At 31.5% G+C, this 17633-nt stretch carries 11 protein-coding genes; 8 read left to right on the forward strand and 3 right to left on the reverse strand.

The window, feature by feature from the left end:
• Positions 1-181 precede the first annotated feature (181 nt).
• Complete coding sequence (locus ASC44_RS11140) at positions 182-3745, forward strand: ShlB/FhaC/HecB family hemolysin secretion/activation protein (protein ID WP_055447672.1); 3564 nt, start codon at positions 182-184, stop codon at positions 3743-3745.
• Positions 3746-3996: 251 nt separating this feature from the next.
• Positions 3997-6381 (forward strand): GAF domain-containing protein, encoded by a 2385-nt coding sequence (locus ASC44_RS11145; RefSeq protein WP_055447673.1) that lies wholly within the window; start codon positions 3997-3999, stop codon positions 6379-6381.
• Here the strand turns inward: ASC44_RS11145 and ASC44_RS11150 are convergent.
• On the reverse strand, positions 6371-7645 hold the full coding sequence (locus ASC44_RS11150) for a Pycsar system effector family protein (RefSeq protein ID WP_055447674.1): 1275 nt from the start codon (positions 7643-7645) through the stop codon (positions 6371-6373). The genes ASC44_RS11145 and ASC44_RS11150 overlap by 11 nt on opposite strands.
• 59 nt (positions 7646-7704) lie before the next feature.
• Between ASC44_RS11150 and ASC44_RS11155 the strand changes: the two genes are divergently transcribed.
• Positions 7705-11412, forward strand: coding sequence for a metallophosphoesterase (locus ASC44_RS11155; protein WP_055447675.1), 3708 nt, complete (start codon positions 7705-7707; stop codon positions 11410-11412).
• On the opposite strand, the gene ASC44_RS11160 is transcribed toward ASC44_RS11155, so the two are convergent.
• Entirely contained in the window at positions 11409-12212 is an 804-nt protein-coding gene (locus ASC44_RS11160) for a hypothetical protein (RefSeq protein WP_055447953.1), read from the reverse strand. The two genes, ASC44_RS11155 and ASC44_RS11160, sit on opposite strands and share 4 nt — an antisense overlap.
• Positions 12213-12283: 71 nt before the next feature.
• Between ASC44_RS11160 and ASC44_RS11165 the strand changes: the two genes are divergently transcribed.
• Genes ASC44_RS11165 through ASC44_RS11175 form a run of 3 tightly spaced genes read left to right on the forward strand, consistent with a single transcriptional unit; the run spans position 12284 to position 14740 of the window.
• Positions 12284-12970 (forward strand): glycerophosphodiester phosphodiesterase, encoded by a 687-nt coding sequence (locus tag ASC44_RS11165; RefSeq protein ID WP_055447676.1) that lies wholly within the window; start codon positions 12284-12286, stop codon positions 12968-12970.
• Positions 12967-14178, forward strand: coding sequence for a BaiN/RdsA family NAD(P)/FAD-dependent oxidoreductase (locus ASC44_RS11170; RefSeq protein WP_055447677.1), 1212 nt, complete (start codon positions 12967-12969; stop codon positions 14176-14178). The genes ASC44_RS11165 and ASC44_RS11170 overlap by 4 nt, the downstream gene beginning before the upstream one ends.
• Positions 14179-14212: 34 nt before the next feature.
• The gene (locus ASC44_RS11175) at positions 14213-14740 is read left to right on the forward strand and encodes a DUF1697 domain-containing protein (protein ID WP_055447678.1); all 528 of its coding nucleotides are present in this window, start codon (positions 14213-14215) and stop codon (positions 14738-14740) included.
• On the opposite strand, the gene ASC44_RS11180 is transcribed toward ASC44_RS11175, so the two are convergent.
• Complete coding sequence (locus ASC44_RS11180) at positions 14737-15303, reverse strand: TetR/AcrR family transcriptional regulator (protein ID WP_055447679.1); 567 nt, start codon at positions 15301-15303, stop codon at positions 14737-14739. The two genes, ASC44_RS11175 and ASC44_RS11180, sit on opposite strands and share 4 nt — an antisense overlap.
• Positions 15304-15544: 241 nt before the next feature.
• Between ASC44_RS11180 and ASC44_RS11185 the strand changes: the two genes are divergently transcribed.
• Together ASC44_RS11185 and ASC44_RS11190 are read left to right on the forward strand one after the other, a co-directional pair.
• Entirely contained in the window at positions 15545-16642 is a 1098-nt protein-coding gene (locus ASC44_RS11185) for a diphosphomevalonate decarboxylase (protein ID WP_055447680.1), read from the forward strand.
• Between the two features lie 26 nt (positions 16643-16668).
• A complete protein-coding gene (locus tag ASC44_RS11190) occupies positions 16669-17598 on the forward strand; it encodes a mevalonate kinase family protein (protein WP_055447681.1) in 930 nt (309 codons plus the stop codon).
• Positions 17599-17633 lie beyond the last annotated feature (35 nt).

Consider the following 17633-nt stretch of genomic DNA (forward strand, 5'->3'; position numbering starts at 1 on the left):
AATGAAATAACGACACAAATTATTCGTAAATTAAAAACATAAAATAAAAATAAAGACATTTTAACCCAACATTAGTTTTTAAGAAAAGAACTAAACAGCTTACCTATATCTTGTCTTTTTGTAAACTACAAATACCAATCATTTTATAAATGATACAGCCATAACAACCAATAACTAACACATGAATAAAGTATTAATTAATTCGTTACTATCCCTTTTTGTCTTCGGATTTGCTTACGCCCAAAATGGGAAGGAGCTTCCAAATAAAGCAAAGTCTCATTCTTTTTATGCTACAGGAAACCTTGGGACTTCCAATAATAATGCAAATAATAGTGTTGTAGCTGCGCTTTCCAAAGCTATGAAAAATGATAGTGATGCTACGCTATTGTTATTGGGAAACAATGCATCAAACAACGGTTTTTCGGAAAAAAGGACTGCAGGTAAACTAAATATAGATAGTTATGCCGGTGTGTTGAAGCCATTCTCGAACCGTATGCGTTTTATTCCAGGATATTCAGATTGGAAAGCAGGATTAAAAGGTTTAAAAGCACAAGAGGATTATTTGGAAGGCATCTTCGATAACAAGGATGTTTTTCAACCAGAAAAAGGTTGTCCTATTGAGAAAATAGAAATTAATGATGATATAGATCTATTGATTTTAGATTCGCAATGGGCAATATCAGATTGGGATAATATTCCAAATATTAATGATCACTGCGATATAAAAAACAAGACAGAGTTTTATGTTGAAGTAGAACACGAAATTGTAAAAAGTCAAGGAAAAACTGTTTTAATAGCCGTTTATCATCCTATTGCTACTTACGGAAAATATGGTAATGCGTTGTCATTTGGTATCAATCCTCAAAATTTAAATAATAAGTATTATAAAGAATATAGTGAGCGTTTATTAACTATTGCGCAGCAATCTACGAACGTAGTTTTTCTTTCTGGTCACGAGCAGAATATGCAATTTATTGTAGATAAAAAGATACCCGTAATTATAAGTGGAGCAGGTGGTGAAATTGAGAAAGCGAAAAAAGGCTTAAAAAGTAAAGTAGCATTAAATGAAAATGGGTTTACAAAAATAACAGAATATAAAGATGGTTCTATGTGGGTGGCTTTTTATGGTGCTTCAAATAATTTTACTTCACCTGTATTTGTTTCAGAAATTATAGCACCAACTAAAGCAGTTTCAATTCCAGACTATGATGAAACAAAAACACCACAATATATCGAAGCTTCTATATACAAACCTGAAGAATTAGACCGCTCCGGTTTTTATAAAAAACTTTGGGGAGAACATTTTAGAAAGGACTATGCAACGGCTATTAATGTTAAAACGGCTCTTTTAGATACATTGTATGGTGGATTATCAATTATAAGAAAAGGTGGTGGACACCAAACAAACTCATTGCGTCTTGAAACAAAAGATGGGAGAGAATTTGCAATGCGTTCTGCTAAAAAAAGTGCATTGCGGTTTTTACAATACTTTATGTTCAAAACACAATATTTAGAGCCAGATGTTGAGGATACGTACTTTATTCAACTATTACAAGATTATTGGACTACAGCAAATCCTTACGGGAGTTTAACCATAGGCGATATGTCTGATGCTTTAAATATTTATCATGCCAACACAAAAATGTATTATATCCCAAAGCAAAAAGCTTTAGATGTCTATAATGAAGCTTATGGCGATAAAATTTATTTTATTGAAGAACGTATTACAGATGGACATGGAGATGTAGCCAGCCTTGGTGGTACTAATAAAATAGAAAGTACAACAGATTTGTTAGAGAAGCTTCGTAGAAAAGATAAAATTGCTATTAACGAAAGCCTCTATATTAGAACCCGTTTGTTCGATAATATTGTTGGAGATTGGGATAGGCATGCAGACCAATGGCGTTGGGCTGTGCAAAAACAAGAAGATGGAACGGATCTTTACGAACCAATTCCGAGAGATAGAGATCAGGTGTTTTCAGACTTTGATGGATTTATGCTAGGTGCTTTAACAGCTTTAAGTCCGCCTATGCGATTTATGCAGCGTTACGATGGGACTTATAATTCTACTAGATGGTTTAATGATGCTGGTGATGATGTCGATTTTGCAGTTTTAGCAAACCACACGCAAGAAGATTGGTTGCGAGAAGCGCGCTTTATAAAAGAAAATTTAAGCCAAGAAGTTATTGATAAGGCTTTTAGTAATTTTCCTAAAGAAATTGATCAGGCAAAGGTTGCAAGAACTAAAAAGGCTTTATTGGGTAGGATTTCTAAAGTTGAAGAGAATGCGGTAAGCATGTACGAATATCTTCGCTCTTGTGTAGTTATAACAGGTACAGATAAAGATGACCATTTTGTGATAACCAGAAAACCTGAAGGCATTACAAACGTGAGTATTTACCGTATTAAAAAAGGAGAGAAAGCCGATAAGTTTTGGGACGTGGATTACGATAAGTCTATTACTAACGAGTTATGGATTTACGGTTTAGACGATGAAGATATTTTTGAAGTTGATGGTAAGAGTAATAAATACGTGAAAATTAAGATAATTGGTGGTCAAAATAATGATACCTATCGTATTAAGAATAAGAGAAATCTTCGTGTATTCGATCAAAAATCAAAGCCAAATACTTTTGAAACACCAGTAAGTAAGACACTTTCAGATGACTACGATTTAAACACGTATTATTTTAAAAAGAACCGCAGAGACATAAGAAACATACTGCCCATTATAGCATCGAACCCAGACGATGGATTAAGAATAGGAGCCACTATTAACTATACAAAAAACTCATTACAACGCAATCCGTTCACGGCAAAACACAGTTTAAGTGTTGCTTATATTACAGAAACATCAGGAGCAGAGGTTACTTATTCTGGAGAGTTTGCAAATGTTTTTGAAAAGATAAACCTTGGTATCGAAGCTGGATATTCGTCTTCAAGTTATACTGATAATTTTTTCGGATTTGGAAATGAAACACCCAATTTTGAAGATGATTTAGATTTAGACTTTAATAGAGTACGATTACAAACACTATCATTTGCACCTTCTCTTATATATAGAGGTTATTATGGAAGCGTTATAAAACTAGGAGTTAGCTATGAGAATATTGAGGCAGAAAAAACGACTGGAAGATTTATAGAAATAGCTGGTGTTAACCCTAATGTTTTCGAAGGTCAAGATTTCTTTGGTGTAGAATCGTCTTACGAATATAAAAATTTTGATAATGCAGCGATGCCTAAATCAGGAATTGGATTTAAATTGACTGCTGGTTATAAAGCTAATTTTGATGAAGATAGGGGTTTTGCATACATAATCCCAGAAGTTCGATTGACAAAAAAGATAGATAAACGTGGGATTTTAGTATACGCAACAAAACTAAAGGGACATCTTAATTTAAGTAATGCATTCGAATTTCATCAAGCAGCATCAATTGGTGATGGTGATGGTTTAAGAGGCTATAGACAAGAGCGTTTTAGCGGGAAAAATTCATTTTATCATAATTCAGATTTAAGAGTGTCTTTCGGGAAAATTAGAAACGCATTTATTCCAATCTCTTACGGGTTTTATGGTGGATTCGATTATGGTCGTGTTTGGTTAGATAATGATAACTCTAGCGAGTGGCATACATCGCCAGGTGGAGGTGTATTCTTTAATATTGCAGGTTTTACAACGGCAAACTTTGGTTATTTTAGTTCAGACGAAGGCGGAAGATTAAATATTTTACTAAGTCTAGCATTTTAATAAAATTAAAACAATAAATATATGAATACTATAGATTTTTATGGCGCAGAATGGTGCCCAGATTGCCAAAGAGCAAAAGCGTATTTAAAGACTTGTTTTTCTGTCAAAATCTATTTTAAGTATTAAGTCTTCGTGACTTTAATCTATTAACCAAATTAGAGATTGGTTTCTTTCGTTTTAATACGACGTCATTTTGTTAAAGAAAATACGACTAAGCATTATAAAGCGTATTTTTGTATAATTTTAAAACAATGATTAAAGACCTTAACGATAACATAAATTTGCCTTTCTCGCTACAAATTAGTTTTAATAAGCTAATTGAGCGCTATGAGGAATTGGCTAAAAGCGATGATCAATTTATTGCCGCTAAAGCACGTCGTGTTTTAAAAACACAAGAGTCTATTCCTGTATTAAGAGATGGTTTTAGTGAAATATCAGTTTTAAAAAAATACGAAAAAGAAATTCAGATTTTACTGCAAGATTCTTTTAGTGAAGTTTTAAGTTTAAACGAAATAAAGACAGCAAGTGTACCTTATCATAATTTTATTTTTAATGCATCAAAGCGTTTTGAAAATATTATAAAAACGGCTGGGCCAGATTTTGAATTAGTAATTAAAAATATGCCAGAAAACGATTGGTATATTCTAAGTTGTACTATTATTATGAATTTTTGTTATAATTATAACACTAATTTTAAGCGACCATTATATTATGAAATTCCAGATGCTAATGGTATTATAAGAATTTATAAAATCTTGTATAATGCAGATTTTATGGAAATTATAGCCACGGATAAAGCGCCAAAATTAACAGAAGAAGATTTTGATGAGTTATTAGATAACTTTGATAACATAGGACTTTGGAAAGAAAAATTCCCACCAAATAGTTATATCTCCAAAGGATTTGTAATCTCCAATATTTTTGATGTTACAGACGATCAATCAATATCTAATATTAAAACCACTTTAATAGGAAATAATAAGCATAAGAACGAAGGCTTTATGGGAGATTTCCAAAAGGTATTTCGTTCGTTATTAAATATAACAGATTTAGATGTCGGTTTTTCTATATATAATAAAGCAGAAGACACCTTGATGAAGGTTCACGATTCTAGTATAAATAGTTATTTGTTAAAGGCTAAAGAAGAATTTAAGTGCGAAAATTTATTTTGTCATTACAGTTATGATAAGATTTTAAAAGAGAAAACTAATTTAGCGATATCAGATGTTGATAAGAGTTTTAAGTTATCTAAAGGCATGTCTGCTCAAGTAAAAGTTTTAAAAGAGCAAGGTTTAAAAAGTGCTATTTTTGCTCCAATAGCAGAGAACGGTGAGTTATTAGCTGTTTTAGAACTAGTTTCTAGAACACCAAAAGCTTTAAATAGCATTAATTCTAATAAGTTGGCAGATGTGATGCCGTTTATATTATCTGCTGTAAAACGCTCTAAAAGAGATGAAGAAAACCTGATACAGGCCATTATTCAACGAGAGTGTACATCCATCCATCCAAGTGTTAAATGGAAATTTGAAAGTGCTGCAAGAAAGTTTATGCAAGAGGAATATGATGGAGGAGATAACCCAACATTTAATAAAATAAGCTTTGCTAATGTGTATCCTTTGTTTGGTCAAATAGATGTAAAAGGATCATCTGAAGCTAGAAATAACGCGACTCAAAAAGACTTATCACTTCAGCTTAAAATGGTGGAAAGGATAATTAAATCTGGTTTTAAAGTTGAGAAGCTGCCTATTTTCGAGCAACTCTTATTTCAAATTAAAACTTATAAAAAAGCATTAAAAGACGATTTTAAAGTTGATAGCGAACAAAAAATTACTAAGTTTTTTAAGTATGAAATTGAAACACTTTTTAAATTTCAATTAAAATCAAAAACGTATTTATCAGAAGAAATTGAAGATTATTACAGTAAGATAGACGAAGATTTGGATGTTATTTATTTCTATCGTAAAAACTATGACGATACTATAGCTTTAATTAATAAAAACATGTCGTCTTTATTAGATAAAAAGCAAGTTGAAGCACAGGCAATGTATCCTCACTTTTTCGAACGTTTTAAAACAGATGGAGTAGAGCACAATATGTACATTGGAGAGTCTATAACAAAAGAGGATTCTTTTAGCGAAATTTATCTATACAACTTACGTTTATGGCAAGTTCAAGTAATGTTGGAAATGGAAAGAGCTTTTTATAACAAACAACATAAATATCCACTTGCTTTAGATGTTGCTTCTATGATTTTAGTTTTTAATCAACCATTATCCATTAGATTTAGAACAGACGAAAAGCATTTTGATGTAGACGGAACTTATAATGCAAGATACGAGGTCGTTAAAAAACGCGTAGATAAAGCCAATATAAAAGGTACAACAGAACGTGTAACAGTAAAAGGGAAATTAGCTATAGTTTACTCCCAAAAGCAGGATGAAATTGAGTATTTACAATATATAAACTTCTTGCAATCTAAGCATAAATTAGGTGATGAGGTTGAGATTTTAGAGCTTGAAGATTTACAAGGTGTAACTGGTTTAAAAGCGTTACGCGTTAATATTCTGTATCAAAAAGAATCTAATAAAAAGGAGTTTTACACCTACGAAGATTTAATGAGCGAGATTAAAAATTAACTAAAAAAGTATCTTTATTAACAGCATTAGACTGAGTCGATTGTATTTGAGAACTAGTGTCTAATACATCGTCTAAATTAACTCCAGGATTATTTTTCACAGCGATTCCAAAAGCAATTAGAGACGCAATAATACCAATCATAAATATGGTGTAAGTGACTCTTAATATTTTATACTTACGCTCCAAAACTTTTCCTAAAAAGTATAAATCTTTTGTTAAAGCGCTGTAAACGTAATCTTTATCCTTAAGCATTTCGTTAATAGCCCATTCAAATTCCTTTAGTTCCATTTTATGGAAATTACCAAAAAAGGTTAAATTAACCTCTTTATTTATAACATCTTCCTTAGTAAATTGACCACTCGTTACATTCGGTCGTGTCGCAATTATAGACATTACCATAGAGATAACACTAAATAAAGTAAAAATTACCGTTGGCCATGTTAGGTAAGGATTAGTATCTAATTTTGAAATTAAATTTGCTAAAACAACAGAAATAATAATGGCATTTACAGATAAAAGAATATTGGCTTTTGTATCTGCAATGTCACTTAGTTTGATGTGGTTTTTTAAAGTTGTTCTATAAAAAGATTGTATTGCGCGTTCCGGACTTTCGTTCTTGTATTGTGCCTTGTACTTTGCTTTTAGTTTTTCTTTATTATCTTTAAATTTATTCTTCTTCTTTTTCTTCATCAGTTTAGCGATGTTCTTGTCTTTCTCAGGTTGCCAATTTTTTATGGCGTAAGGCGAATAGTAACGGTGTTTTTCAGTTAAAACTTCAATGTTTTCGGCTCTCCACTCTTTTGCTGTATATGTTTTAATGCCTTGTACTTCGTATTCTTTTCTTAGGAATTCGCTTGCTTCATTAAAATATTTTTTAGCAAAGTGAGAAGAATCTGCATCACGAATAATTTCTCCTAATTTAGAGTTTGGCACCTCTTTAAACTTTGTGGCCATAATACATTCGTTTACGGCATCAATTATATCTTGGTCAATTTTTTCAGTGGTTAAAAATGCTGTAGCAATTTTAACGCTTTCTTCCTCGTGTCCTTCTCTGGTTTTAATATAGCCTGTATCATGGAATAAAGCTGCTAACAATAATATTTCTTCCTCATTAACATTAATTTCAGAATTTTCAATTATTTCTTTTGTACTTTTATACACGCGTTTGGTGTGCGTAAAATCGTGATAAATAAAAGTGTTTGGAAGTTGTTCTTTAAAAAGTTCTAGAACAAACATTTCGGCTTTTTCAATAATTAAAGACATATTTTTTTAAGGATTTTAAGATAACCAAATTACTAAAAATTAATCCAGAAAGTTCCCTTATGAATAAAAATAACATAATTCTAACAATTTTATTATTAACCCTATCAAGTTGTGCTACGTTTAAAGCGCAATATAAAGACGATGAAAAAACTATAAATCCACTTCCTGATAAAGAAATAAATAGAAAGTTTTTTTTAATAGGTGATGCTGGTAAATCTCCAATTGGCGGAATGTCTTTAGGATTACAGGCTTTTAATAAGCACATTTTAAATACAGATACAAAAAAGGATTACGTTGTATTTTTAGGAGATAATATATATCCAGATGGTTTAGTAAAGAAAGAGAGTAAAGGAAGAGAAAATGCGGAGAATGCACTAAACGCACAAATTTCATCTGTAGAAGGATTTAAAGGCAATACTGTTATGATTCCTGGAAATCACGATTGGTACGCAAATGGTGTGTCTGGTGTAAAAAGTGAGGAGAAATATATAGAAGATGCTTTAGGTAAAAATACTTTTCAACCCGAAAATGGTTGCCCATTAGAAAGCATAGATGTAAGTGATAAAGTACAGTTAATTATCGTTGACAGTCAATGGTATTTAGAAGATTGGAATAAAAATCCAACAATTAACGACGAGTGTGAGATTAAAACACGTAAACGTTTTTTTGAAGAATTAGAAGGTGAATTAAAAAAGGCACAAAATAAACGAGTGGTTTTTGCAATGCACCATCCTATTTATACTAATGGTTCGCATGGTGGTTTTTACGATGCTAGTAAGCATCTTTACCCAACTCAAAGTAAAATACCGCTACCTATTTTAGCGTCATTACTTACGCAGGTAAGAACTCAAGGAGGTGTTTCTATACAAGATAGATTTAACGAAAGGTATAATGAGTTAATGAGTCGTATTGAAACGTTGTCTTTGGAATACGATAATATTGTATTTGCTTCTGGACACGAACACTCATTACAATACATAGAAAATGGAGGAATTAAGCAAATTGTTTCTGGTGCAGGTGCTAAAAAATCTGCTGCCGCATTAAGCAAGAATGGATTGTTTTCTGTAGGTCAGCAAGGTTTTGCAGAGTTAACAATATTTAAAGATGGAAGTACTTGGGTAAGTATGTATGTGTCAGAAAATGGAGAACCAAAACTTATGTTTACAAAAGAAGTTTTGCCAAAAAACAGAGATGTATTTAATGTAGAAACACTTCCGGATACGTTTCCGCAAACAGTTCAAGCCTCAATATATACTAAAGAAGAAACAGATAAAACAGGTCTGCATACAGCATTATTAGGGGACAGATATCGTGAGTTATATAGTAAGAAAATAACAGCAAAAGTTGCCACTCTAGATACGCTTTATGGTGGTTTAGAAATTGTAAGAGCCGGTGGAGGACATCAAACACGATCGTTAAGGTTAAAGACAAAGGATGGTCGAGAATTAAATATGAGAGCGCTTAGAAAAAGTGCAACACAATACTTACAAACTGTATTGTTTAAAGATAATTATGTAGAAGATGATTTCGAAAAAACGAAAGTTGAAAATTTTGTGTTAGACTTTTATACTGCGGCTCATCCATATGCATTTTTTGTTGTTCCAGATTTGTCTCATGCAGCTGGTGTTTACCATACAAATCCTGAATTGTTCTACATTCCAAAACATAAGTTTTTAGGTGATTATAATACAGATTATGGAGATGAGTTGTACATGATAGAAGAACGACCTGAAGAAAACTATAGTGATGAAAAGAACTTTGGTTATGCAGACGATATAGAAAGTACTCACGATATTATCGTTAAAATAAGAGAAGACGAAAAGTATAAAATAGACGAAAACGCATATGTTAGAGCTAGGCTTTACGATATGCTTTTAGGTGATTGGGATAGACATCAAGACCAATGGCGTTGGGCTCAGTTTAATCAAGAGAATGGCGATAAATTATTTAGACCAATTCCAAGAGATCGAGATCAGGTGTTTTCAAATTTTGATGGCGCGATTCTGGATGTTATGAAAGTTTTATCTGGTTCTACAAAACAACTTCAAGTTTACGATGCAGAATTAAAAGACATTAAATGGATGAATAGTGCAGGGATAAAACTTGATAAAGTTTTAATTCAAAAATCAGACAAACAAGTGTGGTTAAAGCAAGCTAAGTATTTAATGGATAATATTACTGATGATGTTATTGCTACGGCTTTTTCAAAAGTTCCAGAAGAAGCGAGAGACGAGTCGTTAACTGAAATTCAAGAACTTCTTAAAGGAAGACGTGCAAATATGCTTGACATCGCAGAGCGCTATTACAATTATTTAAACGAATTAGTAATTGTTACAGGAACAGATAAAGACGATTATTTTGAAATTAACAGAATTGGTGATAACGAAACAAATGTAAAAATTTCAAGAATTATTGGTGGCGAAAAAGGAGAGGTTTTGGTAGATAGAACTTTTAATAAAGACATCACAAAAGAATTATGGATTTATGGATTAGATGATGACGATATTTTTGAAGTTACAGGTAAAGCTAATAACTTAATTTTTACAAGAATAATTGGTGGTCAAAATAACGACACCTATATTATTAAAAATGGAAGACGTGTTCGTGTTTACGATCATAAATCTAAACCAAATACGATACAAGAAAATAATGGTGCAAAAATCAATTTTACAGATACTTACAATAATAACCTATTCGATTTTAATAAAAACATTGTAAAAACAGGTTCAATCACGCCTAGTTTTGCTTATAATCCAGACGATGGGATTTCGCTTGGTGTGTCATTAATTAAAACAACTAAAGGTTTTCAGCGTAATCCATTTACACAGCAACATCGTTTTAAAGGTGGTTATTATTTTGCTACCAATGGCTTTAGTGTTGGCTACGAAGGTGAATTTGCTAACCTTTATAAAGATTGGAATTTACATGTCTCCGGATTAATAACAAGTGAAAATTTCTCCAACAACTTTTTTGGCTACGGAAACGAAACTGTTAATAATGATGATGCATTAGATTTAGATTACAACAGAGTTAAAACAAGTATCTATAAAGCAAGTGTAGGTCTCCTTAAAAGAGGAGATTTTGGTGGAGATTATGGATTTAAGGTTATTGCTGAGGCTATTGAAATTGGTGAATCAACAGATCGTTTTATTGAGACATTTACACCATCAACTATAAATAAAGGGTTTTATGAAAGGCGCTTTTTTACAGGAATAGAAGCTAATTATAATTATGCAAGTTTCGATAATAAAATTGTGCCAACTCGTGGAATGACTTTTAATATTGAAACAGGTTTTAAAACAGAACCAGAGGAAACTAAAAATACTTATGGTTATTTTAATTCTAATTTAGGGTTTTATAATGCATTATCTAAAAATAGAAGATTGGTTTTAAAAACAGATTTGCGAGGGCAAGTGAGAATTGGAGATGATCTTATTTTTTATCAAGCAGCAAATATTGGAGGAAAAAACGGATTAAGAGGATTTAGAACAGAGCGTTTTACAGGTCGAAATTCCCTTGTAGGTAGTGCAGATTTCCGATATAGTTTCAAATCTTTTAGAACATCAACATTACCATTGCAAATTGGAGTGTTTGCAGGAGGAGATGTTGGTAGAGTTTGGTTAGAAGGTGACTACTCAGATAAATGGCACAACGATTATGGAGGTGGTTTCTGGGTGTCTGCAGCAGATTCTGTTCAAGGAACCTTTAATTTCTTTAATAGTGTAGAAGGCTTGAGGTTTTCTTTTGGTTTCGGAATTGCATTTTAAAGATTAAATTTATAAATATTACCATCATGCTTATTGGTCTCATCAGTAATTATGATGGTTTTATTATTTAAAAAATACACACCTTCTTTTTGTGAATCATGCTTAAAATCTAATGCTTCAATTTCTCCTCCAAAAAAGTCTTCAGCTTTAAAATTCGATAATTTCCAGACTTTATCGTGGTTCAATAAAATAATTGTTTTGCCATCTTTGCTAATATCAGCAGAGGTGATTTTGTTATTTTTTCCTTTAAACTTATGCGTAGCTATTAGTTCTGCTACATGATCTCCAGTTTTATTTTCAATTTTAAAAACATCTGTGTACTTCTCGTTTTTAGAAAAAACATAGAAATAATTATTCCATAAAAAGAAACTTTCAAAATCTTGAGATTTCCCATTTTTTGGTAGCTTAAACGTAATTATTTCCGCTTCAGTTTTCTCCTGAGAGAGGTTGGTATTCAGAACCTTGTAAATTACAAATTCTTTTCTTTTATGGTTGTTGTTACCAAAGTCACCAATATAAATATTTCCTTCACTATCTGTTGCTAAGTCTTCCCAATCTTTATTTTTAGCATTAGTAATAGTGATGGTTTTTTCAATATTGCCTTTGCTATTTAGTGCGAACAAATTATTATCGTTCCCAGCGTCTTCAATTACCCAGTATAAATTTGAGTTTTCTATTATAGCCACGGCAGAAACTTCTTCTAAAGATCTATCTATATCAGCTAAAACTTCTAGGTTTCCTGTGTTACACGAAAAGAAAAGTAAACTTAAAATGAATAAAGGTTTTAATGTAAATGTCATAAATTGTAATTTATATTTGTAGCGCATATATTAAGCCAAAATTATAAATTAAATCATAAAATAATATTAAAATGTCAGGAGCTTTAAAATTTGGGCACAGAGGAGCAAAAGGACATGTTGCAGAAAATACAATTGAATCTATTTTAAAAGCAATCGAGTTTGGAGTGGATGGTATCGAAATAGATGTACACAAATGTAGGTCTGGAGAATTAGTTGTATTTCATGATTTTACGGTCGATAGACTAACTAAAGGAACTGGTGAAATTAGAAACTTCAATTTTGAAGAAATTAAAAAATTAACCGTTTCAATTCACTATCAAATACCAACTCTAACCGAAGTATTAAATGTAATCGATAGAAGGTGTCTTCTTAATATTGAATTAAAAGGAACAAATACAGCTTCTGAAACAGTTTCTGTAATTGAGAGCTATATAGAGGTTCATAACTGGAATTACAGTGATTTTTTAGTTTCAAGTTTTAAAAATGAAGAATTATTAGCAGTTTTCGAAATCAATAAAAAAATTCCATTAGGCGTTCTTATGGAGTCCGATTTTGATAAGGCAATAACTTTTGCAAAAAGTATTAACGCTGCCGCAATACATCCAGACTACACAATGTTAACAAAGGAAAATGTAGAGAAAGTTCAAGCAGAAGGCTTTAATGTTAATACTTGGACAGTTAACACGCCTGAAGCGATAAAAAGGATGAAATATTATAATGTTAATGCAATAATTAGTGATTTTCCAGATAGATTATGATTGAAAAAGACGTAATAGTAGTAGGAGGAGGAGCCTCAGGTTTTTTTGCAGCAATAAACATAGCAGAGCAAAACCCAAATATAAAGGTTGCTGTTTTAGAACGCGGAAAGGATGTGTTAACTAAAGTGAAGGTTTCTGGTGGTGGACGTTGTAATGTAACGCATGCTGAGTTTGTTCCTCAAGATTTAGTCACTAATTATCCAAGAGGTGAAAAAGAGTTATTAGGACCTTTTCATACGTTTATGACTGGAGATACTATTGCTTGGTTCGAGGAGCGAGGAGTCGAGCTCAAGATAGAGGAAGACGGTCGAATGTTTCCTGTTTCCAATAGCTCTCAAACTATAATTGATTGCTTTCTTAGCGAGGCACGTAAGCACAATGTAGAAGTGCTAAAAAATGAGCCTGTTGTAAGTTTGGTGCATCAAGATAATAGCTGGGTAGTCAATACTAAAACAGATAGTCTTGTTTGTAAAAAAATAATTATTGCAACAGGAAGTAATCCTAAAATATGGAAAGTGTTAGAGAATCTAGGGCACACGGTAACTTCACCTGTTCCATCTCTTTTTACTTTTAATATTAAAGATGATCGCATAAAGGATATACCTGGTGTTGTTGCGAAAAATGTTAATGTTAAAGTGGTAGATTCAAATTTAGAATCTGATGGTCCGCTATTAATTACGCATTGGGGAATGAGTGCACCTTCTATTCTAAAACTCTCTGCTTTTGGCGCTTTAGAATTAGCAAAAAGAGCATATAAGTTTGCTATTGAAGTTAATTTTATTAATATAGATTATGATATTGCAATATCACAATTAAACGATATTAAGAAGGAGTTAAACAAAAAGAAGATTATAAATTATGCTCAGTTCGATTTACCAAAACGTTTATGGTATCAATTAGTATTGGCCTCTCAAATAAGTTTAGAAACGCGTTGGGCAGATTGTACAAAAATTCAAATAGATAATTTAGCAAAACAGCTTACAGAGGCTATTTTTAACGTTGATGGTAAAAGTACTTTTAAAGAAGAATTTGTTACTGCAGGAGGCGTGAATTTAAAAGAAGTAAATTTTAAAACCTTTGAAAGTAAATTACATGAGAATTTATATTTTGTTGGAGAGGTGTTAAATATTGATGCCGTTACAGGTGGATTTAATTTTCAAAATGCATGGACTGGAGCATATATTGTTTCTCAAAATATTTTTAAATAAAGTCACTAGTTAAAAAACCATAATTATTAATATTATGAAAACATACGTTGCTTTAATAAGAGGTATAAATGTTGGTGGGCATAAAAAAGTGCCTATGGCAATATTGAGAGATGTATTGAATAAGGCGGATTTTCAGGATGTTAAAACATATATACAAAGCGGAAATATAGTTTTTAAGTCTACAGAGAAGAATAGTAAAACTATAGAGCGTATAATTCAAAAAAGTATAGAATCTTATTTTAGTTTTTTAGTGCCTGTAATAGTAAAAACGAAAGAAGAATTACAATTCATTTTTGATTCGTGCCATCTTTCCGATGAAAAAAAGAGAGAAAGTTACTTCGTTTTATTTGATGATATACCAGATTCAGATCTTGTAAAAGAGGTGGAGTCGATTACTTTTGAAAATGAAGAATTCTCTATCGTAAGAGATTGTCTCTATTTTTATTCATCAACTGGTTACGGTCGAACAAAATTTAATATGAATAGCATCGAAAAAAAGCTAAAAGTAAATGCAACCTCTAGAAACTTTAAAACAATCGTTAAACTACTGGAACTTGCTTAATGTTTTTGTGGATTCTTAATACAATCCCAAGACATTTCAAGAGCATCAGCTATTTGTTTGCTATTCATTTCTAACTCACCTTTAAATTTTAACCTTGTAGCAGATATTACGTTGCCAAAACTCATTTGCATAATTAATCTTAAGCTAACATCTCTAAGATCTTTGCTTAAAATGCTCGCTAAAAAGAAGTCTCTAATATGAATAAAATGAGGAATACTTTTAATTCTTATTTCAGATGAAATAATAGGAGGTACACCAACAAATTCTATAAATTTAAACGCTAATGGGTTGCCTACAAAGTAATTGTATAGGTTAATCCACATAATTTCAAATTGCTTTTTTACGTCATTTTCGGGCACGTTTGCCATTAGGACAACGCCAAAATCTTGGCATATCATTGAGTAAATCTCTTCTATAATCTGTTCTTTATTTTTAAAATAATGATAGATAGTTCCAACAGCGACACCAGCTTCTTTTGCGACTTGAGACATGGGAGTTGCGTGCACACCTTGTTCTACAACTAGTTCTAGCATTGTTAGAATAATTCTTTGTTTTTTGTCCATTATAGTATACCCTATAGAGGGTTTTTTAAGCTTCGAGTTGAGAGAGTTTAAGGGATCTCTAAAAGCTTATGTTAGTTTATTTTATCAACAATCAATTAATATAATTTGAGACCTAAATTTAGTGTTATTCAGTAAACTTAATCGGTAAACATCACTAAACCGAATGATTCTCATATTATGAGGCGAAAATAGAGATTTTTAAATAGAATTAAAAACTATATTTGTAGAAATTCATTTTCGCATGCCTATAAGTAAGTTTATTCCTACGAATTTATCAAATAAACCAATAAATGGTGAAACTTCTTGGTCTTCACCAAGTAATATAGCCTTGGTTAAATATTGGGGAAAAAAAGAGAATCAAATACCCGAGAACCAATCGATTAGTTTTACGCTGGATGCTTGTAAAACAATAACAAAGTTAACTTACTCTAAAAAGGAAAGTGAAAGTAAAGACTATTCCTTTCAAGTATTTTTAGATAAAACACACAAACCAGATTTCGAACCTAAAATTCAGATATTTTTTGAAAGAATTGAAATCTATATGCCTTTTTTGAAAAATTTTCATTTTAAAATTGAAACGGAGAATACATTTCCTCATAGTTCTGGTATTGCATCTTCTGCTTCTGGCATGAGTGCATTGGCTCTATGTTTAATGAGTATTGAAAAGGAACTCTCGGTGGGTCAAGGTGAAAACCAGGAATATCAAGAATATTTTATTCAGAAAGCATCATTTTTAGCAAGACTAGGTTCTGGAAGTGCATGCAGAAGTTTAGAAGGCGATTTAGTCGTTTGGGGGAAACATAACGATATTGAAGGTAGTAGTGATTTATTTGGTATTAAATATCCTTATCAAGTTCATGAAAATTTTAAAAATTACCAAGACACTATTTTACTTGTAGATAAAGGAGAAAAACAAGTAAGTAGTACTGTTGGTCATAATTTAATGCATGGCCATCCTTTTGCTAAAGAACGTTTTAAGCAAGCTGAAGAAAATATATATAAGATTAAAGGAGTTCTTCAATCTGGAGATTTAGATGCTTTTATTGCCTTGGTTGAGAACGAAGCATTAACGCTACATGCTATGATGATGACGAGTATGCCTTATTTTATTTTAATGAAGCCAGATACGCTTGAAATAATTAATAAAATATGGAGCTTTAGAAAAGAAACAGGACTACATATTAGTTTTACTTTAGATGCTGGAGCAAATGTGCATATTTTGTATCCAGAGAACGAAAGTGATGCAATTCTTGATTTCATTAAGACAGAGTTAGTTGCATATTGTCAAAACGGTCATTATATTTGCGATAGAATTGGTTTTGGTGCAAAACAATTGTAAATTGAAACCAATAATTTAAATACTATATGAAGGGCCCACTTTTCTATTCAAAAATTCTACTTTTCGGAGAATACGGAATCATTAAAGATTCCAAAGGATTATCTATTCCATATAATTTTTATAATGGAGCTTTAAAGACAGATGAAAATCCTTCTGAAGTTGCTATAAAATCAAACGAAAGCTTAAAGAAGTTTACTTCATATTTAAATAATATAAGTGAAGATTTAGTAGTTTTTGAAATTGAAAAATTAAAAGCAGATGTTGCTTCTGGAATGTATTTCGACTCGTCAATACCTCAAGGTTATGGTGTAGGAAGTAGTGGTGCATTAGTTGCTGCTATTTACGATAAGTATGCACTTAATAAAATTACAGTTCTAGAAAATCTTACAAGAGAAAAGTTACTTCAACTAAAAGCTGTTTTTGCTGAAATGGAATCTTTTTTTCATGGAAAATCTTCAGGTTTAGATCCTTTAAATAGTTATTTAAGCTTGCCAATACTTATTAATTCTAAAGACAATATTGAAGCTACAGGAATACCAACACAGAGTACTTCTGGCAAAGGAGCAGTGTTTCTATTAGATAGTGGTATAACAGGAGAAACGGCGCCAATGGTAAGTATTTTTATGGAAAACATGAAGCAAGAAGGTTTTCGTAAAATGTTAAAAACACAGTTTATAAAGCATACAGATGCTTGCGTTGAAGATTTTTTAAAGGGAGATATTAAGTCTCTTTTTAGTAATACAAAACAATTGTCTAAAGTGGTCCTTAATAACTTTAAACCAATGATTCCAAGTCAGTTTCATGAACTTTGGAAAAAAGGTATAGATACTAATGACTATTATCTAAAATTATGTGGTTCTGGAGGAGGAGGTTATATTTTAGGCTTTACTCAAGATATATCTAAAGCAGAACTGTCACTTAAAGATTATAAACTAGAAGTGGTATACAATTTCTAAGTAACGATTTTTTGTATAGTCTTGAAATTTCGAGA

It is taken from the genome of Lacinutrix mariniflava (genome assembly GCF_001418015.1).
GTDB lineage: Bacteria > Bacteroidota > Bacteroidia > Flavobacteriales > Flavobacteriaceae > Lacinutrix > Lacinutrix mariniflava.